Origin of the sequence: Pseudomonas protegens CHA0, assembly GCF_000397205.1 — a bacterium.
In the GTDB taxonomy this organism is placed as follows: Bacteria; Pseudomonadota; Gammaproteobacteria; order Pseudomonadales; family Pseudomonadaceae; genus Aquipseudomonas; species Aquipseudomonas protegens.
The window spans coordinates 6,349,533-6,370,466 of the sequence record NC_021237.1 but is presented as its reverse complement, the minus strand read 5'-3'; the positions used below and the strand labels follow the sequence as shown (position 1 = coordinate 6,370,466).

Here is a 20,934-nt window from a genome sequence, read left to right as displayed (position 1 = left end):
GGCAAGCCGGTTCCTACGGGGGGAGGTGCGTGGGTTCAGTGTTCGATGTGCTGCTCCTCGAGCTTGCGCGCGCGCCGGCCATCGGTGGGCGACAGCTGGAGGAAGATCGCCGCCGCCAGCATCGCCATGATGCCTACCGTGAGGAAGGTCAGTTGGAAGGCGCCGAGCACGGTGTCCACGCCATCGTTGCCCAACTCAGCGGTAAAGCCGCCCAGCAGCGCGCCGGCACAGGCCACCCCAAGGCTCAGGGACAGTTGCGCCACCACCGACAGCAGGCTGTTGCCGCTGCTGGCGGCGGCATCGTCGAGGTCGATCAGGGTCACGGTGTTCATCGCCGTGAACTGCAGCGAGTTGATCGCCCCCAGCACCGCCAGCATGCCCAGCAGCAGCGGGTAGGGCGTCTGTTCGCTGACCAGCCCCATACTGGCCAGCATGATGCCCAGGGCCAGGGTGTTGCCGGTGAGCACGATGCGGTAGCCCAGGCGCTCGATCAGTGGCCGGGCGATGGATTTGGCCAGCATTGCCGCGGCCGCCAGGGGCAGCATGCTCATCCCCGCCTGGGACGGTGAATAGCCCAGGGCCACTTGCAGCAGCAGGGGCACCAGGAACGGCAGGGCGCCGCTGCCCAGGCGGGCGAACAGGTTACCCAGAATGCCCACGGCAAAGGTCCGCACCTTGAACAGTGACGGGGCGAACAGCGGGTTGTCGGTGTGCACGGCCCGCAGCCAGTAGGCCGCCAGGCAGGCCAGCCCGCCGAACAGCAGCAACATCACCCGCAAGTGCGGCAGGTGCAGTTCCCCCAGGCCTTCCATGGCGATGGTGATCAGCACCATCGCCGCGCCGAACAGCACAAAGCCCAGGCTGTCGAAGCGTGTGCGCTCGCTGCCGCGCAGGTCGGGAATGAAACGCCACACCGCATAGCAGCCAACGGCGCCTACCGGCAGGTTGATCAGGAAGATCCAGTGCCAGGTCAGGTACTGCACCATCCAGCCGCCCATGGTCGGGCCGATCAGCGGCCCCAGAAGCCCGGGAATGGTGATGAAGCCCATGATCCGCACCAGTTCCGAACGCGGGTAGGCACGCAGCACCACCAGCCGTCCCACCGGCAGCATCAGCGCACCGCCCAGGCCCTGGATCACCCGGGCGCCAATCAGCTGGGTCAGGGTGTTGGACAGGGCGCAGAGCAGGGAACCGATGCTGAACAGCAAGATGGCGCCGAAGAAGATCCGCTTGGTGCCGAAGCGGTCGGCGATCCAGCCCGAGGCCGGGATCAAGAGGGCCACAGTGAGCATGTAGGCGATGATCACCCCCTGCATGCGCAGCGGGTTTTCCGCCAGGTCCTGGGCCATGGCCGGCAGGGCGGTATTGAGGATGGTGCCGTCCAGGGACTGCATGAAGAAGGCGATGGCCACCACCCAGGGCAGCCAGCGGGCGGTGGTGGCATCGAGTGGCGCGCGTTCGGGCATGGGACCTCTGGGTGAGTTCAGGTTTGAAGGCGGTTTCTACAGGGTCAGGGTCAGGCGGCTGACCAGCGCTCCGGGCAAGTGCATCGAAGCGGTCTGGCGCTGGCTGTAGGTACTGGCCGACAGCAGCAGCTCGCGTTGCTCGGTCAGGGCCTCCAGCTGCGAGCCCAGCAGGCTGTAGACGCTGTCATCGAAGCGCATGGTGCTCACCGGCGCCTGGATCTCGCCGTTCTCCACCCAGAAGGTGGCGAAGCGGGTCATGCCGGTCAGGCGCGCCGCGGGCAGGTCCGAGTAGTTCAGGTACCACAGGTTGCTGATGTACAGCCCGGTGCCCAGCTGCTTGAGGATCTCCTGCTGGGACAACCGCCCCGCGGCCATGTTCAGTGCACTGGGGTACTCGCCGCTGCCGGCACCATTGGTGGTCAGGCCGTATTCGGCGGCGCTGCGGGAGTTGATCAGTTGGGCATTGGCGCTGCCCGCGGCGATCAGTGACAGGTCGCTGCGCGGGTAGCCTTCGTCGGAAAACGCCGGGCTCAGGGAACCGCTGACCTGTTCGTCGAGCGACACCAGCGGGTTCAGCGCGGCATCACCGGCATAGAGCTTCTGCAGCGGGCTGTGCTTGCTGGCGATCGACTGGGCCGAGAAGCCGCCCCAGGCCAGCATGCCCATGATCTCCTCCAGGGCCGCCGGCGCCAGGTAGGCCCGGTACTGCCCGGGCGCCAGGGTGCGCAGTGGCCGGCCAAGGAACTCCAGCTGCTCCCGGGCCTGCTGGAAGCGCAGGGCGAAGGCCTGGCTGTCCCAAGCGTGCCCAGCGTAGCTGGCCTTCACCGCCTCGCCGTTTTCGTGGAACAGGCTGAAATCGAAGTTGAAGCTGTTGGCCTGGTGCCAGCCGAAGGCCCCGCCGGAACTGGCGAAGCCACGGCTGATGGGGCCGGCAGCGTAGATGCCCACCAGGTCCAGGCCGGCGCCGGCGCGACCGATTTCTTCCACCACCTGCTCACTGCCGGGCAGCGGCTGGTCCTGCACGTGATGGCTTTGCCAATGGGTGTGGTTGAGCATCAGGTACGGGTCGGCCGGCAGCAGCGGCAGGGTCTCGCGCAGTTGTTGCAGGCCATCGGCCAGGCGCTGGCGATCCACCTCGGGGTCATTGCTCAGGGTGATGCTGAGGTCGGCGTGGCGGCCATTGTCGATCAGCTTGAAATGCACGCTGGCCTGTTGCACCTGCCCGGCCTGGCGCACCTTGGCGTGGTTGAAGCGAATGAACTCCGAGGCTTCGGCGGCGTAGCTCAGGGTGAACTGCTCGGTCTCGCGCAGCGCGTCTTTGAGCCACTGCACCAAGGCCTTGAATGGCTGGGCCTGATCGGCTGTCCTGGTCATCAGGCGTCTCCTCCAAATACATCAATCTTGCTGAATACGCAGGCCGGCGAAGCATGGCCGACGCGAATCACCTGGTTGGGCTCGCCCTTGCCGCAGTTGGGTGTGCCCAGCACCTGGAAGGTGCTGCGGTCGCCGACCGCGCTGAGGTTGCGCCAGAACTGCGCGGAAATCCCCCGGTAATTGGGGTTCTTGACCACGCCCCGGAGTTCGCCGTTCTCGATCAACTGGCCCCATTCGCAGCCGAACTGGAACTTGTTGCGCGCATCGTCGATGGACCAGGAACGGTTGGTGGACATCAGGATGCCGTGCTCGATGTGCCCGATCATTTGCTCCAGCGGCTGGTCGCCGGGCTCGATGTTGAGGTTGGCCATGCGGTCGATCGGTGCACGGTTCCAACTGCTGGCGCGGCTGTTGGCAACGCCGTCGAGGCCGCTGCGGTATTGCGAAAGGGCGCTGCCCAGGGGGCGTACCAGCAGGCCCTCGCGAATCAGGAACTGCTTGCTGGCCGCGGTGCCGTCGTCGTCGTGACTGTAGCTGGCCAGTTCCTCGGGGATCTGCGGGTCGAAAGTCACGTTGAGCAGCGAGGAGCCGTATTGCAGACGGCCGAAATCCTGCTGTTTGACGAAGCTGGTGCCGGCGTAATTGCGCTCGTCGCCGAGAATGCGGTCCAGCTCCAGGGGATGGCCGATGGATTCGTGGATCTGCAGCATCATCTGGTCCGGCATCAGCAGCAGGTCCCGCGGGCCCTGGGGGGTATTGGGCGCCAGCAGCAGTTGCAGGGCCTGGTCGGCGACCCGCGGCGCGGCCCCCAGCAGGCCGCAGCGGCTGATCACATCGCCGGCGCCCTGCTGGCCGAAGTTCTCCCGGCCGAGGCTGCGGGTCTGGCTGTCGCTGCCGTCGTAGGCGGTCACGTCCAGGCCCGGGTAGACGAAACGCTGGGCCTGGCGCAGCTCGGCGCCGGCGCTGTTGAGGTAGATCTGTTCGACCTGGGTCACGCCGATGCCCACCTGCCAGTTCACCAGGCGTTCATCCTTGGGCACCGAGGCCGACTCATCGCCCAGCAGCTGATAGCAGTCGCTGAGGGAGGGGAAGGGCTGCTCCAGGTTGGGCGAGAAATAGTCCGCGCGGTGGCTGGAGACCGGTTGCTCACGCAGGTCCAGCAGGGCATGGGCGGCGATGACCCGGGCCTGCTGCTCGGCGCGCTCCAGGGCGGCCTGCAGGCCGCTTTGCGACAGGTCGTTGGTGGCGGCGTAGGCTTCCACGCCGCGCACCCGCACGGTCAGCATCGCCCCTTCGTCTCGGCCCAGGCTCGGCGGCTCGGCGACGTTCTTGCGCACCGACAGGTACTGGTCCGACTCGCGGACATAACGCAGGGAAAAGAATTCGGCGCCCGTGCGCAAGGCAGCGAAGCGCTGCTTGAGCTGGGGGTGAAAGTCGAACATGGAGGACCTCCTTGTGAGGCGCGATAGCGGGTCGACGCGTTTCGCCAGCAAACGGAACACCGCCCGGCGGTTCCTACAGGTATAGGTGCTGATGGGCGCGGGGGCGAAAGGGGATGTGCAAGTTGCAGAACTGTAGCCGCTGCCGAAGGCTGCGATCAAGGAAGTAGTTCTGAGGGAATGAAGGGAAGAGAAAAAGGGCGCCGACCCTTGCGGTCGGCGCCCGTCAGGCTTACTGCGCGGCGGGAGTCACATCGCGCATCGGCTTGCCACGTACCGGGGCTTCACCGGCTACGTAGTAGGCCGCGGTGCTGCGTGGCAGTGGCTGGCGGCCACGGATCTTGTCGGCGATTTTCTCGGCCATCATGATCGTCGGCGCGTTGAGGTTGCCGGTGGTGATGATCGGCATGATCGAGGCATCCACCACGCGCAGGCCTTGCATGCCATGCACGCGACCCTGGCCATCCACTACAGCCATGTCGTCGGTGCCCATCTTGCACGAGCAGGATGGGTGGAAGGCGGTCTCGGCGTGCTCGCGGACGAACTTGTCCAGTTGCTCGTCGGTCTGCACCTCGATGCCCGGGCTGATCTCGCGGCCGCGGAAAGGATCCAGGGCCGGCTGCTGCATGATTTCACGGGTCAGGCGGATGCCGTCGCGGAATTCCTGCCAGTCCTGCTCGGTGGCCATGTAGTTGAAGAGGATGCTCGGGTGTTGGCGCGGGTCCTTGGACTTGAGCTGCACGCGGCCACGGCTCGGCGAGCGCATGGAGCCCATGTGCGCCTGGAAGCCGTGCTCTTTCACACCATTGCTGCCGTTGTAGTTAATCGCTACCGGCAGGAAGTGGTACTGGATGTTCGGCCATTCGAACTCTTCGCGGGTACGGATGAAGCCGCCGGCTTCGAACTGGTTGCTGGCGCCGATGCCGGTGCCGTTGAATAGCCACTCGGCACCGATGGCCGGCTGGTTCCACCACAGCAGCGATGGATACAGCGACACCGGCTGGGTGCAGGCGTACTGCAGGTACAGTTCCAGGTGGTCCTGAAGGTTCTCGCCCACGCCCGGCAGGTCGTGAACCACCGGGATGTCCAGGCTTTCCAGGAGGGCGCGGGGGCCTACGCCGGAACGTTGCAGCAATTGCGGCGAGGCGATGGCGCCGGAGCTGACGATGACTTCCTTGCGCGCACGGGCCTCCACGCGCTCTTCAGTGCTGCCTTGCAGGTAGCTCACGCCCACGGCGCGCTTGCCTTCGAAGAGGATCTTGTCGGTCAGGGCGTGGGTGACGATGGTCAGGGTCGAACGCTTTTTCGCGGTGTCCAGGTAACCGCGGGCGGTGCTGGCGCGACGACCTTTGGGGGTCACGGTGCGGTCCATCGGGCCGAAGCCTTCCTGCTGGTAGCCGTTCAGGTCTTCGGTACGCGGGTAACCGGCCTGCACGCCGGCTTCGACCATGGCGTGGAACAACGGGTTGTTGCCGGCCTTGGGCGTGGTCACGCTGACCGGGCCTTCGCCGCCGTGGTAGTCGTTGGGGCCGATGTCACGGGTTTCCGCCTTGCGGAAATACGGCAGGCAATCCAGGTAGGTCCAGTCTTCCAGGCCCGGCAGCTTGGCCCAGCCGTCGTAGTCCATGGCGTTGCCGCGGATGTAGCACATGCCGTTGATCAGCGACGAGCCGCCCAGGCCCTTGCCGCGACCGCATTCCATGCGACGACCGTCCATGTGTGGCTCAGGATCGGTCTCGTAGGCCCAGTTGTAGCGCCGGCCTTGCAGGGGGAACGCCAGTGCCGCCGGCATCTGGGTGCGGAAGTCGAAACGGTAGTCCGGGCCGCCGGCTTCCAGCAGCAGGACGGTGACGCCTTCGTCTTCAGTCAGACGGGTCGCCAGGGTGTTACCGGCAGAGCCGGCACCGATGATGATGTAATCGAATTCTTGGGCCATTGGAGCCTCCGTGGAGAGCTGCAAGCCTCAAGCTTCAAGCTGCAGGGAAGGCAGCGAAGCGGGCTTGGCATTGAATGGGGAGCAGGCGGCAAGCCAGGCTGTTGCCTGGGCCTGCCGCTTGTAGCTGACAGCTGCTTAGAACACCGAGGCGTAGTCGCCCAGCTCGACCTGCACCGACTTGATGCGGGTGAAGTTGTTCAGCGAGCTGATGCCGTTCTCACGGCCCACGCCCGACTGCTTGTAGCCGCCAACCGGCATCTTGGCGTCGGACTCGCCCCAGGCGTTGATCCAGCAGATACCGGCTTCGAGCTGATGAATCACGCGGTGAGCGCGGTTCAGATCCTTGGTGACCAGGCCGGCAGCCAGGCCGAAGTCGGTGTCGTTGGCGCGGCGGATCACTTCTTCTTCGGTTTCGTAAGTCAGGATCGCCATCACTGGGCCGAAGATTTCTTCACGGACGATGGTCATGTCGTCGGTGCAGTCGGTGAACACGGTCGGTGCAACGAAGGCTCCCTTGGCGAATTCGCCGTCGGTCAGGCGCTCGCCGCCGCACAGTACACGGGCACCTTCTTCTTTACCCTTGGCGATGTAGCCCAGCACGCTTTCCATGTGCGGGAAGCTGACCAGCGGGCCGAAGTTGGTGTTTTCGTCTTCCGGGTTGCCGATGCGGATGCGTGCAACGCGCTCGGCGATCTTGGCTTCGAAAGCGGCTTTCAGGTGGCTCGGCACGAACACGCGAGTGCCGTTGGTGCAGACCTGACCGGAGCTGTAGAAGTTGGCCATCATGGCGGTGTCGGCGGCGCGATCCAGGTCGGCGTCGTCGAAGATGATCAGTGGCGACTTGCCGCCCAGTTCCATGGTCACGTCTTTCAGCGAGGAGCTGGAAGCGCTGGCCATGACCTTCTTGCCAGTGTCGGTGCCGCCGGTGAAGGAGACCTTCTCGATGCGCGGGTGCTCGGTCAGCCAGGTGCCGACTTCGCGGCCGCTGCCGGTCAGGACGTTGAACACGCCATCCGGCAGGCCGGCTTCGGTGTAGATCTCGGCTAGTTTCAGGGTGGTCAGCGAGGTCACTTCGCTCGGCTTGAAGATCATCGCGTTACCGGCCGCCAGGGCCGGTGCGGATTTCCACAGGGCGATCTGGATCGGGTAGTTCCACGCGCCGATACCGGCCACTACGCCCAGGGGCTCGCGACGGGTGTAGACGAAGGAAGTGGTGCGCAGCGGGATCTGCTCGCCTTCGATGGCCGGTACCAGGCCTGCGTAGTATTCCAGCACGTCGGCGCCGGTGACGATGTCCACGTACTTGGTTTCGGAGAACGCCTTACCGGTGTCCAGGGTTTCCAGGGCGGCCAGTTCGTCGTTGCGCTCGCGGAGGATTTCCACGGCGCGGCGCAGGATGCGCGAACGCTCCATGGCGGTCATGGCGGCCCAGATCTTCTGGCCTTTCTCGGCGCTGACCACGGCGCGTTCAACGTCTTCCTTGGTCGCACGCTGCACTTGTGCGAGAACTTCACCGTTGGCCGGGTTGATGGCATCGAAAGTGGCGTCGCTGCCGGCATCGGTGTAGCCGCCGTCGATGTAGAGTTTTTGCAGTTCGAAACGGGCCATAGTGTCCTCGCAAGTGCATTAAGTAGTGGGCTTGACCACCGGGCATGCCCCTAAGTTCGGGGCGCGCTGATCAGTGGCGGTTCAGGGGCCGAGCGTCTCTTTTGTGCTCTAGCGCTCCTGCTTAGCCAGTTGTAGATCCATGTATTCGTAAGCGATCCGTATCGCCTGGTCGGTGTCGAATGCATCACCCGACAAGGCACCACGCAGCCACAAACCGTCGATCAAGGCCGCCAGGCCGCGGGCTGCCTTGCGCGCATGGTAGAGCGGCAGGGCACGGCGGAACTGGCAACACAGGTTGGAATACAAGCGGTGGTCGTTGATCCGCTGCAACCTGTGCAAATCGGGCTGGTGCATGCTGGAAGCCCAGAAGGCCAACCAGGTTTTCATTGCCGGGCCGTTCACCTGGCTGGCATCGAAGTTGCCCTCGATGATCACTTTCAGATGAGCGCGCGGGCTGTCGTCCGTCAGGGCCTGGCGGCGTGCTCTGACGCCTTCGTTGAGCATGCTCATGATGTAACCCATCGTCGCTGCGATCAGGCCGTTCTTGTCCCGAAAGTAGTGACTGATGATGCCGTTCGAGACACCGGCCAAACGGGCGATCAGCGCAATGCTGGCGTCCCCCATTCCGACCTGATCGACCGCTTGCAGCGTGGCTTCGATCAATTGCTGGCGGCGTATGGGTTGCATACCGACCTTGGGCATCTGATACCTCTCCTTAGGCCTGTCGATTGGCGTATGACGCCCGTCGACTTGTGGGCCAGTCTATTTTGTTTTGATTGAACGTTCAATCAACAAAGAATAAGATCTGCGACAAATCGTCGCTGCCTGGGGAGTTTCTCCTGCTCGCAGATGGCGGAAAAACGACCTCCGAAAATGCCCGAAACTTACACGCGGCATAGCGTGGACCGGCAAGAGAGCACACGTGTTGAAGGGGCAGGACGCTCCGGGTTCCAGGCGACGAACTGCAGGTTCGTCACCGGCCCCGGATGCGGTTGCGCAACGCGGCTTTTGCGGTTTCGGGTGTTTTCGGGGTGTCTTTATAACACCCGATGATCGGCTGCCAACTAACCGATTGGTCGGGTGCCGTGTTGCCTTGTGTCCTTCTCTCGCACTGCCCGGAGCATCTGCGCAATGAGTTCTGCCTCTCTTATAAAGACCCCACCGGAGAAGGTGCGGGTCAACGGTTGGGTGTTCTACACCTCCACCGCGCTGATCCTGTTGTTGACCGCCATTCTGATCATCGCCCCGCAAGAGGCCGGCCGACTGCTGGGCATTGCCCAGGCCTGGTTGTCCCGCAGCTTCGGCTGGTACTACATGGTGGTGATCGCCGCTTACCTGGTGTTCGTGGTGGGCCTGGCGTTCTCCTCCTACGGCAAGCTCAAGCTGGGGACCAAGCAGGACACCCCGGACTTCAGCTACGGCGCCTGGGCGGGGATGCTGTTTTCCTCCGGCATCGGCATCTCGCTGCTGTACTTCGGTGCTTCCGAGCCCCTGGACCACTACTTCAACCCGCCGGAAGGCGTACCGGGCAGCAACCTGGCCGCACGCCAGGCGCTGCAGCTGACGTTCCTGCACTGGGGCCTGCACGGCTGGGCCATCTATGCCCTGGTGGGCCTGGCGGTGGCGTACTTCGCCTATCGGCATAACCAGCCACTGGCACTGCGTTCGGCGTTGTACCCGCTGGTGGGCGAGCGCTGGGTCAAGGGTGCGGCCGGCCATGCGGTGGACGGTTTCGGCATGTTCGTGACCCTGCTGGGCCTGGTGACCAACCTCGGGATTGGTTCGATGCAGGTGTCTTCTGGCCTGGAAAACCTGTTCGGCATGGAGCACAGCAACACCAACCTGCTGATCGTGATCATCGTCATGAGCACGGTGGCCACCATCGCTGCGGTGTCCGGTGTGGAAAACGGCATCCGCCGCCTGTCCAACCTGAACATCGTGCTGTTCAGCGGCCTGTTGATCTTCGTCCTGCTGTTTGGCCCGACCCTGCACCTGCTCAACGGCTTCGTGCAGAACATCGGCGACTACCTGAACGGTGTAGTGCTCAAGACCTTCGACCTCTATGTGTATGAGGGCGACAGCGCCAAGTCCGATCGCTGGCTGGGCCTGTGGACCCTGTTCTACTGGGCCTGGTGGATTTCCTGGGCGCCATTTGTAGGCATGTTCATCGCGCGTATTTCCCGTGGTCGCACCGTGCGTGAACTGGTGGCCGGCGTATTGCTGATTCCCCTGGGCTTCACCCTGGCCTGGCTGTCGATCTTCGGTAACTCGGCTCTGGATCTGGTGGTCAATCAGGGAGCCGTGGAGTTGGGCAAGACGGCGTTGGAACAGCCGTCCATGGCGATCTACCAACTGCTCGAGCACTACCCGGCCTCGAAGATTGTCATCGGTGTGTCGATCTTCGTCGGCTTCGTGCTGTTCCTGACCCCCGCCGACTCCGGGGCGGTGATGATGGCCAACCTTTCGTGCAAGGGCGGCAACGTCGACGAAGACGCCCCGCACTGGCTGCGGATCTTCTGGTCGGTGGTGATCACCCTGGTGACCATCGGCCTGCTGTTCGCCGGCAACTTCGAAGCCATGCAGACCATGGTGGTGCTGGCCGGCCTGCCGTTCTCGGTGGTGCTGATCTGCTTCATGTTCGGCTTGCACAAGGCCATGCGCCAGGACGTGCAGATCGAGCAGGAGCAGGCGCAACTGGCCGAGCGTGGTCGTCGTGGCTTCAGCGAGCGCCTGAGCCAGCTGGACCTGCAGCCGACCCAGTCGGTGGTGCAGCGCTACATGGACAAGCACGTCAGCCCGGCCTTGCAGGAAGCGGCGGCGCAACTGCGCAACTTGAGCCTGGAAGTGCAGACCAACCTGGGCAAGTCGAAGAACCTGCTGGGCCTGCGCGTGGAAATGGATGAAGGCAATCCCTTCGTCTATGAAGTGAGCCTGGACGGCTACCTGGCGACGCCTAGCGAATCGACCCAGCCGGAAGGGGCCGACAGCGAAGTGCGCAGCCGTTTCTACCGCGCCGAGGTGTATCTGCACAACGGCAGCCAGGAATACGACTTGATGGGCTTCACCCAGGAGCAGATCACCCGGGATGTGCTCGATCAGTTCGAAAGCCATCGGCAGCTCCTTGGCCGTGTCTATAGCTGAGTGAAAACGGCCCCATCCTTGTAGGAGCCGGCTTGCCGGCGAAGACGTCCTCAAGGGCGCTGCAAGGCTTCAGGGCCTGTTCGTTGGCAAGCCAGCTCCTACAGAAGGGGGTGGGTGGTTAAAGCAAAACGCCGCGATTGCTCGCGGCGTTTTTGTGTCTGCTGCTTAACCCAGGTTCTTGCCGAGCAGCGCGTGGTAGAGCTCGCTGTCGCCAAGGATACCCACCACTTTCTGGTTGTCGTGGAGCACCAGTTTGTTGCCGGTCTGGTAGCGGATCTGCAGGGCATCGCGCATGCCGATGCTGGAGTCCACCAGGGTCGGGCGTCGGCCCAGTTCTTCCACGGCTTGCCCCGGAACCCAGTTCTGCAGGTCCAGCTGCGAGCCGTTGCGGCGTGCGCCCTTGATGGTGTTGCCTTCGGCCAGGTCGAGCCAGGAATCGCCACCCGGGTCCAGGCATACCGAGCCGTTGACCCGCTTGCAGTTGTCCAGGCTGCGCATCAGGCTGCGCCCGCACAGCACGTTCAGTGGGTTGGTGTGGGCAACGAAAGTCCGTACATAGTCGTCCGCCGGGTTGAGCACGATCTCTTCCGGGTTGCTGTACTGGATGATCCGTCCGTCTTTCATGATGGCGATGCGGCTGCCCAGCTTCAGGGCCTCATCCAGGTCGTGGCTGACGAAGACGATGGTCTTGCTCAGCTTGCGTTGCAGCTCCAGCAGTTCGTCCTGCAGGCCCTGGCGGATCAGCGGGTCGAGGGCCGAGAAGGGTTCGTCCATCAGCAGGATATCGGCGTCCATGGCCAGGGCACGGGCCAGGCCCACGCGCTGCTGCATGCCTCCGGAGAGTTCGTCGGGCTTCTTGTTGCGCCACTGGGTCAGGCCCACCAGCTCAAGCTTCTCGTCCACCAGCTTGCGCCGTTCCTTTTCCGGGCGGCCCTGCATTTCCAGGCCGAAGCTGATGTTTTCGCGCACGGTCAGCCAGGGCATCAGGGCGAACTTCTGGAACACCATGGCGATGCGCTTGGTGCGCATCATCTTCAGCTCGGCGGGGCTGCAGGAGGCGATGTCGATCTGCTTGCCTTCATGCTCGACGAACAGCTTGCCGCGGCTCACGGTGTTCAGGCCGTTGATGCAGCGCAGCAGGCTCGACTTGCCGGAACCGGAGAGGCCCATCAGCACGCAGATCTCGCCTTTCTCGATGTCCAGGCTGGCATTCTCGACGCCGACGATCTGCCCGGTCTTCTTCAGGATCTCGTTGCGGGTCATGCCCTGGTCCAGCAGCTTGAGGGGCTCGCGCGGGTCCTTGGAGAAAATCACGTCGACCTTGTCGAAGCGGATAATGCTCATGCGTCACCTCCTACTTTGGCTTCAGGTTGCTTGCAGATGCGGTCGAGCATGATCGCCAGCAGCACAATGGCCAGGCCGGCTTCGAAGCCCAGGGCGATATCCGCGGTATTGAGGGCGTTGACCACCGGCTTGCCCAGGCCATCGGCGCCCACCAGGGCGGCGATCACCACCATCGACAGCGACAGCATGATGCATTGGGTAATGCCGGCGGCGATGCTCGGCATGGCGTGGGGCAGTTCAATGCGCGACAACAACTGACGGCGCGAGCAGCCAAAGGCCTTGCCGGCGTCCATCAACTCTTGTGGAACATCGCGAATGCCCAGGTAGGTCAGGCGGATCGGCGCGGCGATGGCGAACACCACCGTGGAAATCAAGCCGGGTACCACCCCCAGGCCGAACAGGGTCAGGGTCGGGATCAGGTAGACGAAGGTGGGCACGGTCTGCATCAGGTCCAGCACCGGCCGCATCATGGTGTAGAACAGCGGCTTGTGCGCCGCGACTATGCCCAGCGGTACGCCGATGAGCACGCAGACCAGGGTGGCGAACAGCACCTGGGCCAGGGTTTCCATGGTTTCCTGCCAGTACCCCAGGTTGAGGATCAACAGGAAGGACAGCACGACAAAGGCGGTCAGGCCCCATTTGCGCTGGATCAGGTGCGCCAGCAGGGCAATCAGGCCGATCAGGGCCAGGGGGTTGAACCAGGTCAGCGCGAACGTCACGCCGTGGATCATGGTTTCCAGGGTGGTAGCGATCGCGTCGAAGGTGCTGGCGCCGTGCTTCGTCAACCACTCGACGAAAGCCGCGATGTACTGGCCCAGGGGGATTTTCTGATCAGTGAGCATGGTATTGAACGTCCGCATGCAAGGGAAAAACAGCCCGGGCGGGCGAGCCCGCCCGGCGTAAGCGCACTACTTAATTTGAAGCTTGTGCAAGCTTGGCTTTCACGGCCTCCAGGCCAGGTTTACCGTCAATGGTGGTCACGCCGGCGAGCCAGGTATCGAGCACCTGAGGGTTCTGCTTCAACCAGGCCTTGGCGGCCGCCTCAGGCTTCATCTTGTCGTCCAGCACGTTGCCCATCAGGGTGCTTTCCATGTTCAGGGTGAACGACAGGTTCTTCAGCAACTGGCCGACGTTGCTGCACTCTTCGGCATAGCCCTTGCGGGTGTTGGTGTAGATGGTGGCCTGGCCGAAGTTGGGGCCGAAGAACTCGTCGCCGCCGGTCAGGTACTTCATCTTGAAACGGGTGTTCATCGGGTGCGGTTCCCAGCCCAGGAACACCACCGCGGTGTCACGGCGCTGTGCGCGCTCGACCTGGGACAGCATGCCTGCCTCGCTGGATTCCACCACCTTGAAGCCGGCGTCCTTCAGGCCGAAGGCATTCTTGTCGATCATGGTCTGGATGGTGCGGTTGCCGTCGTTGCCCGGCTCGATGCCGTAGATCTTGCCGTCCAGTTCCTTCTTGAATTTGACGATGTCGGCGAAGTCCTTCAGGCCCTTGTCGTACAGCGACTCGGGCACCGCCAGGGTGTATTTGGCGTTTTCCAGGTTGGCCCGCAGGGTGGCCACGGTCCCGGCGTCGCGGTAGGGCTTGATGTCGTTTTCCATGGTCGGCATCCAGTTGCCGAGGAACACGTCCATGTTCTTGCCGTCGGCCAGGGACTTGTAGGTCACGGGCACGGAAATCATGGTGGTCTTGGTCTTGTAGCCCAGGGCGTTGAGCACGACGCTGGTGGTGGCGGTGGTCACGGTGATATCGGTCCAGCCGACATCGGAGAAGTTTACGGTGCTGCATTGTGCCGGTTCTGCGGCTTGTGCCAGAAGCGGCAGACTCAGCATGGCGGCCAACAACAACGACGGGGAACCTTTCATAGGGGGGACTCCTGGATGTTTTTTTGGCGGCGTTTGGACCGCGCTTATAAGTGTGGCGGTTGGTGTGTCGGGAACAGCTCTACCACCGTGCCTTGCAATCGAGTCGAGACTGATCATGTACCAGTGAAAATCTGTCGCCTACAGGGTGCGTCGTATCCAGTACAGGGAGGGTCGCATCCAGTGTCGGTGAGGTCGCTTACAGTGTTTTCGAGCGATTTTTCCTACAACTGAGCCGCAAAAAACGCCCAAAACCCCTGCGTTGCGCCTGGCGGCGTTAGTGGGCATGAGTGAGTCGGTGTCAGACGTCGCGGGCCTTGGCAAAAGCCTGATGATGCGCCCTTCTCGGCGGATTGCAGCTTGAGCGTAGCAGCTCCGTCAGAGGGCGTTTCCGGCGCCCGGACAGTGCTCAACCAGGAGTTACGCAGCAATGGCTATCAGTGTTTTCGACCTGTTCAAGATCGGCATCGGCCCCTCCAGTTCCCACACGGTCGGGCCCATGCGCGCAGCGGCTTTGTTCGTCCAGGTGTTAAAGGAAAGGCAACTGTTGGAGCAGGTACGCCGGGTCGAGGTGCAGCTCTTCGGTTCGCTGTCCGCCACCGGCATCGGCCATGGCAGCGATAACGCGGTGATCATGGGCCTGATGGGGGAGTGGCCGGACGCGATCGACCCGTCGCTGATCGGCACGCGCATCGAGCTGCTGCGGGAAACCGACACTCTGTTGCTGGACGGGCGGCTGCCAGTGCCTTTCATCTGGGCCCGGGACATGCAGCTGGTGGACCGCAACCTGCCATTCCATCCCAACGCCATGACCCTGGTGGCCGCGGGCGAAGAGGGTGAGCTGCACCGCGATACCTACTATTCGGTGGGCGGCGGTTTTGTCGTCGACCAGGCCCAGGCCGACAGCGGTGTGGCGGACCTGGACCGCAGCGAGCTGCCTTACGATTTTTCCAGTGCGGTGGAACTGCTGGGCCTGTGCCAGAAGCACAACCTGCGGGTCGCCGAACTGATGCTGGCCAACGAGAAGGTCTGGCGTTCGGAAGAGGAAATCCGCAGCGGCCTGATGGCGCTCTGGCGTGCCATGCAGGACTGCGTGGAACAGGGGCTCAAGCACGAGGGCATCCTGCCTGGCGGGCTCAACGTGCGTCGCCGCGCGGCCAAGTTGCACCGTAGCTTGCAGGAACTGAACAAGCCCAATGTGATCGGCTCCACCCTCAGCGCCATGGAGTGGGTCAACCTGTTTGCCCTGGCGGTGAACGAAGAGAACGCCGCCGGCGGACGCATGGTCACCGCCCCCACCAACGGCGCGGCGGGGATCATTCCGGCGGTGCTGCATTACTTCATGAAATTCAGCGAAGACGTCACCGACGCCAACGTGGTGGATTTCTTTCTCGGCGCGGCGGCCATCGGCATCCTGTGCAAGAAGAACGCCTCCATCTCCGGTGCCGAAGTCGGCTGCCAAGGTGAAGTGGGTTCGGCCTGCGCCATGGCGGCGGCCGGGCTGGCGGAAATTCTCGGGGCGACCCCGGAGCAGTTGTGCAACGCCGCGGAAATCGGCCTGGAGCACAACCTCGGCCTGACCTGTGATCCGGTGGGCGGGCTGGTGCAGGTGCCGTGCATCGAGCGCAATGCGATTGCCGCGGTGAAGGCGATCAATGCCGCGCAAATGGCCTTGCGCGGCGATGGCCAGCATTTCATTTCCCTGGACCGGGTGATTCGCACCATGCGTGATACCGGCGCCGACATGCACGACAAATACAAGGAAACCTCCCGTGGCGGCCTGGCGGTCAGCGCCGTGGAGTGCTGATTGCCGGCGCGCACAAATCGCTCACATGCCCAGGGGCGCGCCACCTTTTAGCGCGTCGTGAATAGACAAGTCGCCAACCGGGCCGGGCAGCCCCCGTGCCCGTGGCCCGGTTGTGCTTTGAGTGACACTCGCCCGCCCCTGTGCGAAGTGCCTGCCGCGCAAGTGCTACCTAACTGCTCACAGCTCTCTGGGCCTGGCCACCGCACGCCGACGGCGGCGCTTCTTATCCGCACATTGACAAGGGCTATGTAGACACGTCGCGACGTCGTTTTCAGGAGTTATTGAATGCCCATTCAACTTTAGGCATGGCAATTGCTCTGTGAATATCAAGCCCGTCTCCCTTGAGGAACAGGGCACATAAAAAGAGCCTCCGCCTGAGGCCATCACCCGCTTTGTGTGAGGAGATATCGCGATGACGTCGTTCAACTCCGGGGCCCAACCCCAGAACCGTGCGCCTCAATCCATCGGCTTTCTGCTGCTGGACAATTTCACGCTGATTTCCCTGGCCTCCGCAGTCGAACCCCTGCGCATGGCCAACCAACTGTCCGGTCGCGAGCTGTATCGCTGGACCACCCTCAGCGTCGATGGTGGCCAGGTCTGGGCCAGTGACGGTCTGCAGATCACCCCCGATGCCGCGATGCACAAAGCCCCCAGCCTCGATACCGTGATTGTCTGCGGCGGTATCGGCATTCAGCGCACCGTCACCCGCGAACATGTGTCCTGGCTGCAGAGCCAGGCCCGCCAGTCGCGCCGTCTGGGCGCGGTGTGTACCGGCAGCTGGGCCCTGGCCTGCGCCGGCCTGCTGGACGGCTTCGATTGCAGCGTGCACTGGGAATGCCTGGCGTCGATGCAGGAAGCCTTTCCCCGGGTGGCCATGAGCACCCGCCTGTTCACCCTCGACCGCAACCGCTTCACCAGCTCCGGCGGCACCGCGCCGCTGGACATGATGCTGCACCTGATCAGCCGCGATCATGGCCGCGAGCTGTCGGCGGCGATCTCGGAAATGTTCGTCTACGAGCGCATCCGCAACGAGCAGGATCACCAGCGCGTACCCCTCAAGCACATGCTGGGCACCAACCAGCCCAAGCTGCAGGAAATCGTCGCCCTGATGGAAGCCAACCTCGAAGAGCCGATCGACCTCGACGAACTGGCGGTATACGTCGCCGTGTCCCGGCGACAGCTGGAGCGGCTGTTTCAGAAGTACCTGCATTGCTCGCCGTCGCGCTACTACCTCAAGCTGCGGCTGATCCGCGCCCGGCAACTGCTCAAGCAGACTCCCATGTCGATCATCGAAGTGGCGTCGGTCTGTGGTTTCGTCTCCACGCCGCACTTCTCCAAGTGCTACCGCGAGTACTTCGGCATTCCACCGCGTGACGAGCGCATCGGTTCCAACACCACCCAGCAGGTGGCGATGATGCCGTTGCCGCAAGCCATGGTTTTGGCGCCGCTGTCCGGGCCATTGTCGGCCCTGAGCCAGGCACGCAACGAATCGACCTTCGCCAGCGTGCGCCTGTAGTCACAGGCGTTTCTTGAAATACACCACGCGCTCGGTTTCCTCGAAACCCAGCGCGTGGTGCAGATCCTGGCTGGCCAGGTTGTCGAGGCTGGTGTCCGAGGCCATTTCCACGCATCCCCGTTGTTGCCCCCAATAGGCGACCTGCTCGATCAGGCGCTGGGCAATGCCCTGGCGACGATGCCCGGGGGCCACATAGATGCCTTGAAGAAAGACCACGGGGGAGCTGTCGGTGCCGTTGACGTAGTCGTGGCGCAATGCAGCCTCGGCCAGGCCCACGGCCTCACCGTTCTCGGTGCAGGCCAGCCAGCAGCCGTAGCGCTGGGGCTCGGCCAGAATCTGCTGGATTTCGGCCTGGTGTTCATCCTGCGGGCAATCGGGCCATAGGCCCTGGCGCAATTGCAGCCACCCGCCAGCGTTGGCGGATGAACCAGGTTCAATGGGGGTTATGAGCGGGCCTGTGGTTTGTGGAGGAAACCCACTTTAGCAACCCGCCCGGGCCCCGGGGGCGTTCACGCGCGTTTTTGCTGCTGGTACTCGGCCAGGGCCGGCAGTAGTTGGCGGTCGATGGCCTGGCGTACGGCAGGCAGGATGGTCGCATTGCCGGTGAGCATCTGCTCGACCATGCCCTTGAGCGCCTTGGCCCGTGCATCGCTCAAGCCCCTTACCGCACATTCGCAGGCCTGCTCGGCGCTGGCGCCTGCGGGCATTTCGAAACCCAGTGCCCGGAGTTGTCCCAGCAGGTCGTCCTGGTCAATCAGATCCGCGTGCATCATGACTCTTATCCTTGTTCAGGGAGCGTGGTCGTGAGCCGATTCTGGTAGGGCGTCCGGGTGGCGGCAAGGGCAGATTGTCGCGATGGCCCGTTTACCTATGAACAGGTCGTTTTCGGCTAAGTCGATGGCCATGGCCGGTTGCCACAGCGTTGGGAAAAGGCGGCGCAATCAAGTCTTGCGGCGCCTGCTTGTGAGGCCTCGGGCTTGCCTGAAGGGTGGGGTAATGAGCGCTCCTGCCGCGCAAAGACACTCTGTGCAAGCGCTGGGTGTTCGGTAGGATGGCCGCCGAGTGGTAAACCATGGAGCTGGAGTGGATGAAAGTGATGTTCAGAATGGGGTTCGCCTGTTTGTTGTTGATGGTTTCCGGCGCCGCTCTGGCAGCTCCCGAGTGCGGCGATTTTCTGAAGGCCATGACCGATCCACCGAAGTCCCTGGAGTTTTTCCGTTGTGAGTCGAAGCCCCAGGATCAGGGCGCACCGCTGACTGCCAGTTACCGGGTCAAAGGTCAGGATGCCCATGAGGTAGAGCGCTATCTGCAGCGGGAGTTGGGGGTTCAGGAGGGGCTCAGGTTTGTCTGCTGCGGCTGGGAAACGAAGGGTTTCATTTCCTATAGGGATAAAAAGACCGGGCGTAATTACCAGATTGGCATGGGCTCTGAAGAGACGCCCTACAACCAGCGCCAGGATTGGCACAAGATCGGCTATTTCTATGTGACGGTGGTGCTGTATACCGAGGACATCTGAAGGCGTGGCAGTGGCCCTATTACCTATGAGCAGGTCGCTCTCGGCTAACTCGCGGGAAGGCAGAGTGGGCAGACTGAAACCAGCTCGCGTCGTGTCGGTTTGGTCACCTTCTCACCGCAGCTCCTCAGAAGTAGTCCCTGCCTCGATCCTGTCACGGCTTGATCGGGGCTTTTTTTTGCCTGTGCAAAGCTCTCCGGCAAGTTTCGCCGGCAAGCCGGCTCCTACAGGGGAGCCGGGGGCGGGAGGGGTGAGGATCAGCGCTGCAGCACCAGGATTCTGGAGAGCAGTTCGTCGCGGTCGATGTAGCAGCCCTGGAAGTGCCGGGCGCCGCTGGCCGGGTCGAAGGCGTTGCGCGCGTGCAGGGTGCGGCGGTTGTCGAAGCACCAGAGCTGGCCCGGGTCCAGGCGGCGAATGACCCGGAACCGGGCTTCGCGGGTCAGGGCGATAAAGCGCCGGTAGGCGCGGTACAGCCGGGGCATCTGTTCTTCCGTGGTGTCGAAGGGGCCACGCAGGAAATTGGCCATGCGGATTTCCGCGACCTGGCCCCGGGCATCCAGGGCGATGATCGGCGCCAGGCAGCGGTAGTCGCTGTGGCGGTCCTTGTTGCGAAACTCCACGGGGATTTCGCACAGGGCGCGGAACGCCTCGGGGTCTTCCCGGCGCAGGGCGTCGGCAATGGCGAAGCCGTCGACGAAAATGCTTTCGCCGCCTACCGCGTCATTCACCAGGCAATGCAGGAATTGCAGCCCCGGTTGCAGCTCGCGGGTCGGCAGGTCGCTGTGCAGCGGCAGATTGAAGGCGGTGTAGGCGTTGCTGTCGGCATCGGCCTTGGACTGCACGTTGAACAGTACGCCGAAATTGCTTTCGCGGATAAACGAAATACGCCGCGCAATCAGGGCCAGCGAGCCGGGTTCGGTGGGCGCGCCACGGACCTGGGTCAGGCCGGTATCGCGCAGGGCCAGCAGCCATTGCAGCAGCACCTGGGGGTCCTCCATCAGCGGCTGGTACTGGAACTCGGGCAGTTGGAGGCTGGCGTCCCACAGCGAGTGCCGGGCCTTGGCGGCCTGCCGTTCTTCGCGCGACTGTCGATCATAGGCATGGGCCCGCAGCCAGCCGGGGTCGAAGCGGCTGCGGTGGCCGTCCGCCCAGTCGAGGTTCAGGCAGCCGTCGGCATCAATGCGTGCGGCGTTGCACTCGAGGTCTTCGGCAACATCGACGATTTCCAGCACCTGTTCGCGGGTCACGCTGTAGACGCATTGCGGGCAAGGGCAGTTGTCCCGCAGCCATTGATGGTGAAAAGGGCTGAGACGGCCGTCGGCCCAGTGCACCTGGAGCCGGTCCGGCAGGACCTGGACAGTGGCCAGTGCGCTGATCAACGGGTAACTGCGGTAGTCGGCAAGGGCGGCGGTGTTCACGGCGATCTCCTTTTATTCTGAGGGCTATTTTTCCGCGGGCAGGGCGATCACCCGGCCGAGGCAGGCCGGGCGCGGCAGGTCCGCCTGCTCGGCGGCCAGGGTTTGCAGGCGTTGCAGCACCGGCTCGCTGAACGGCGCCGAACGCGGCCCGGCCAGGTCGACGTGGAGCAGCATTTGCTCGTTGCCTGCCAGCTCCCGGGGATCATCGAGTCTGTGCAGGCTGTGGTAGAGGTGCAGGCGCTTGCGATCGTGGCCGATGATCTGGGTGCGCACTTCGACCTCGGTGTCGAGCTTCACCTCATGCAGGTAGTTCAGGTGCAGTTCCAGGGTGAACAGCGAGTGGCCGCTGGCTTCGCGGTTGTCGCTGTCGAGCCCCAGGCGATCCATCAGGGCGTCAGTGGCATAGCTGAAGATCAGCAGGTAGAAGGCATCGCGCAGATGGCCGTTGTAATCGACCCAGTCGCTGATGATGCGGGTGCTGTAGGTGGTCAGGGCAGGCATAAGGT

Annotated in this window: 17 protein-coding genes; 4 read left to right on the top strand and 13 right to left on the bottom strand. The window is 63.5% G+C overall.

Annotated features, from left to right (window positions below; genetic code table 11):
- Nucleotides 1-35 precede the first annotated feature (35 nt).
- The 6 genes from mdtD to betI all read right to left on the bottom strand — a co-directional run bounded on the left by mdtD (nucleotide 36) and on the right by betI (nucleotide 8,525).
- Entirely contained in the window at nucleotides 36-1,466 is a 1,431-nt protein-coding gene (mdtD, locus tag PFLCHA0_RS28545) for a multidrug transporter subunit MdtD (protein WP_015637327.1), read from the bottom strand.
- A 36-nt stretch (nucleotides 1,467-1,502) separates the two neighbouring features.
- On the bottom strand, nucleotides 1,503-2,840 hold the full coding sequence (locus tag PFLCHA0_RS28540) for a TldD/PmbA family protein (protein WP_015637326.1): 1,338 nt from the start codon (nucleotides 2,838-2,840) through the stop codon (nucleotides 1,503-1,505).
- Entirely contained in the window at nucleotides 2,840-4,282 is a 1,443-nt protein-coding gene (locus PFLCHA0_RS28535) for a TldD/PmbA family protein (RefSeq protein WP_015637325.1), read from the bottom strand. Before PFLCHA0_RS28535 ends, PFLCHA0_RS28540 begins: the two co-directional genes overlap by 1 nt.
- A gap of 229 nt (nucleotides 4,283-4,511) precedes the next feature.
- On the bottom strand, nucleotides 4,512-6,215 hold the full coding sequence (betA, locus tag PFLCHA0_RS28530) for a choline dehydrogenase (protein ID WP_015637324.1): 1,704 nt from the start codon (nucleotides 6,213-6,215) through the stop codon (nucleotides 4,512-4,514).
- Between the two features lie 135 nt (nucleotides 6,216-6,350).
- On the bottom strand, nucleotides 6,351-7,823 hold the full coding sequence (betB, locus tag PFLCHA0_RS28525; RefSeq protein ID WP_011063942.1) for a betaine-aldehyde dehydrogenase: 1,473 nt from the start codon (nucleotides 7,821-7,823) through the stop codon (nucleotides 6,351-6,353).
- Between the two features lie 108 nt (nucleotides 7,824-7,931).
- Nucleotides 7,932-8,525: a transcriptional regulator BetI gene (gene betI, locus PFLCHA0_RS28520; protein ID WP_011063941.1), complete on the bottom strand. Its 594-nt coding sequence runs from the start codon at nucleotides 8,523-8,525 to the stop codon at nucleotides 7,932-7,934.
- 486 nt (nucleotides 8,526-9,011) lie between these two features.
- Between betI and PFLCHA0_RS28515 the strand changes: the two genes are divergently transcribed.
- Nucleotides 9,012-10,964 carry a BCCT family transporter gene (locus PFLCHA0_RS28515; RefSeq protein WP_225368821.1) on the top strand — a complete coding sequence of 651 codons (1,953 nt, stop codon included), beginning with the start codon at nucleotides 9,012-9,014 and terminating at the stop codon, nucleotides 10,962-10,964.
- A gap of 165 nt (nucleotides 10,965-11,129) precedes the next feature.
- Here the strand turns inward: PFLCHA0_RS28515 and choV are convergent, their stop codons facing one another.
- From choV to PFLCHA0_RS28500, 3 genes are all read right to left on the bottom strand, one after another.
- The gene (choV, locus tag PFLCHA0_RS28510; RefSeq protein WP_011063939.1) at nucleotides 11,130-12,308 is read right to left on the bottom strand and encodes a choline ABC transporter ATP-binding protein; all 1,179 of its coding nucleotides are present in this window, start codon (nucleotides 12,306-12,308) and stop codon (nucleotides 11,130-11,132) included.
- Nucleotides 12,305-13,150, bottom strand: a complete 846-nt coding sequence (gene choW / locus PFLCHA0_RS28505; protein ID WP_019095263.1) for a choline ABC transporter permease subunit — start codon at nucleotides 13,148-13,150, stop codon at nucleotides 12,305-12,307. The genes choV and choW overlap by 4 nt, the downstream gene beginning before the upstream one ends.
- A gap of 70 nt (nucleotides 13,151-13,220) precedes the next feature.
- Complete coding sequence (locus tag PFLCHA0_RS28500) at nucleotides 13,221-14,177, bottom strand: choline ABC transporter substrate-binding protein (RefSeq protein ID WP_011063937.1); 957 nt, start codon at nucleotides 14,175-14,177, stop codon at nucleotides 13,221-13,223.
- Between the two features lie 427 nt (nucleotides 14,178-14,604).
- Here PFLCHA0_RS28500 and PFLCHA0_RS28495 point away from each other — a divergent pair, with 427 nt between their 5' ends.
- Nucleotides 14,605-15,981 carry an L-serine ammonia-lyase gene (locus PFLCHA0_RS28495; RefSeq protein ID WP_011063936.1) on the top strand — a complete coding sequence of 459 codons (1,377 nt, stop codon included), beginning with the start codon at nucleotides 14,605-14,607 and terminating at the stop codon, nucleotides 15,979-15,981.
- Between the two features lie 412 nt (nucleotides 15,982-16,393).
- Entirely contained in the window at nucleotides 16,394-17,497 is a 1,104-nt protein-coding gene (gene gbdR, locus PFLCHA0_RS28490) for a choline metabolism transcriptional regulator GbdR (protein ID WP_011063935.1), read from the top strand.
- Here the strand turns inward: gbdR and aac(6') are convergent, their stop codons facing one another.
- Nucleotides 17,498-17,944, bottom strand: coding sequence for an aminoglycoside 6'-N-acetyltransferase (gene aac(6') / locus PFLCHA0_RS28485; RefSeq protein ID WP_041752655.1), 447 nt, complete (start codon nucleotides 17,942-17,944; stop codon nucleotides 17,498-17,500). It lies immediately after the preceding gene.
- 62 nt (nucleotides 17,945-18,006) lie between these two features.
- The gene (locus PFLCHA0_RS28480; RefSeq protein ID WP_015637320.1) at nucleotides 18,007-18,270 is read right to left on the bottom strand and encodes a hypothetical protein; all 264 of its coding nucleotides are present in this window, start codon (nucleotides 18,268-18,270) and stop codon (nucleotides 18,007-18,009) included.
- Nucleotides 18,271-18,584: 314 nt separating this feature from the next.
- Here PFLCHA0_RS28480 and PFLCHA0_RS28475 point away from each other — a divergent pair, with 314 nt between their 5' ends.
- Nucleotides 18,585-19,013 (top strand): DUF4952 domain-containing protein, encoded by a 429-nt coding sequence (locus PFLCHA0_RS28475; RefSeq protein WP_015637319.1) that lies wholly within the window; start codon nucleotides 18,585-18,587, stop codon nucleotides 19,011-19,013.
- Between the two features lie 254 nt (nucleotides 19,014-19,267).
- Here PFLCHA0_RS28475 and PFLCHA0_RS28470 read toward each other — a convergent pair whose 3' ends face one another.
- Complete coding sequence (locus PFLCHA0_RS28470) at nucleotides 19,268-20,428, bottom strand: gamma-butyrobetaine dioxygenase (RefSeq protein WP_015637318.1); 1,161 nt, start codon at nucleotides 20,426-20,428, stop codon at nucleotides 19,268-19,270.
- 24 nt (nucleotides 20,429-20,452) lie between these two features.
- On the bottom strand, nucleotides 20,453-20,929 hold the full coding sequence (locus PFLCHA0_RS28465; protein WP_015637317.1) for a thioesterase family protein: 477 nt from the start codon (nucleotides 20,927-20,929) through the stop codon (nucleotides 20,453-20,455).
- Nucleotides 20,930-20,934: the final 5 nt, after the last annotated feature.

Excerpts from the sequence above, each read along its gene's own strand:
- PFLCHA0_RS28465 (WP_015637317.1), bottom strand. The coding sequence starts at position 20,929 with ATGCCTGCCCTGACCACCTACAGCACCCGCATCATCAGCGACTGGGTC.
- betA (WP_015637324.1), bottom strand. The coding sequence starts at position 6,215 with ATGGCCCAAGAATTCGATTACATCATCATCGGTGCCGGCTCTGCCGGT.
- PFLCHA0_RS28540 (WP_015637326.1), bottom strand. The coding sequence starts at position 2,840 with ATGACCAGGACAGCCGATCAGGCCCAGCCATTCAAGGCCTTGGTGCAG.
- choV (WP_011063939.1), bottom strand. The coding sequence starts at position 12,308 with ATGAGCATTATCCGCTTCGACAAGGTCGACGTGATTTTCTCCAAGGAC.
- betB (WP_011063942.1), bottom strand. The coding sequence starts at position 7,823 with ATGGCCCGTTTCGAACTGCAAAAACTCTACATCGACGGCGGCTACACC.
- betI (WP_011063941.1), bottom strand. The coding sequence starts at position 8,525 with ATGCCCAAGGTCGGTATGCAACCCATACGCCGCCAGCAATTGATCGAA.
- choW (WP_019095263.1), bottom strand. The coding sequence starts at position 13,150 with ATGCTCACTGATCAGAAAATCCCCCTGGGCCAGTACATCGCGGCTTTC.
- gbdR (WP_011063935.1), top strand. The coding sequence starts at position 16,394 with ATGACGTCGTTCAACTCCGGGGCCCAACCCCAGAACCGTGCGCCTCAA.
- PFLCHA0_RS28495 (WP_011063936.1), top strand. The coding sequence starts at position 14,605 with ATGGCTATCAGTGTTTTCGACCTGTTCAAGATCGGCATCGGCCCCTCC.
- PFLCHA0_RS28500 (WP_011063937.1), bottom strand. The coding sequence starts at position 14,177 with ATGAAAGGTTCCCCGTCGTTGTTGTTGGCCGCCATGCTGAGTCTGCCG.
- PFLCHA0_RS28475 (WP_015637319.1), top strand. The coding sequence starts at position 18,585 with ATGAAAGTGATGTTCAGAATGGGGTTCGCCTGTTTGTTGTTGATGGTT.
- PFLCHA0_RS28480 (WP_015637320.1), bottom strand. The coding sequence starts at position 18,270 with ATGATGCACGCGGATCTGATTGACCAGGACGACCTGCTGGGACAACTC.
- mdtD (WP_015637327.1), bottom strand. The coding sequence starts at position 1,466 with ATGCCCGAACGCGCGCCACTCGATGCCACCACCGCCCGCTGGCTGCCC.
- PFLCHA0_RS28535 (WP_015637325.1), bottom strand. The coding sequence starts at position 4,282 with ATGTTCGACTTTCACCCCCAGCTCAAGCAGCGCTTCGCTGCCTTGCGC.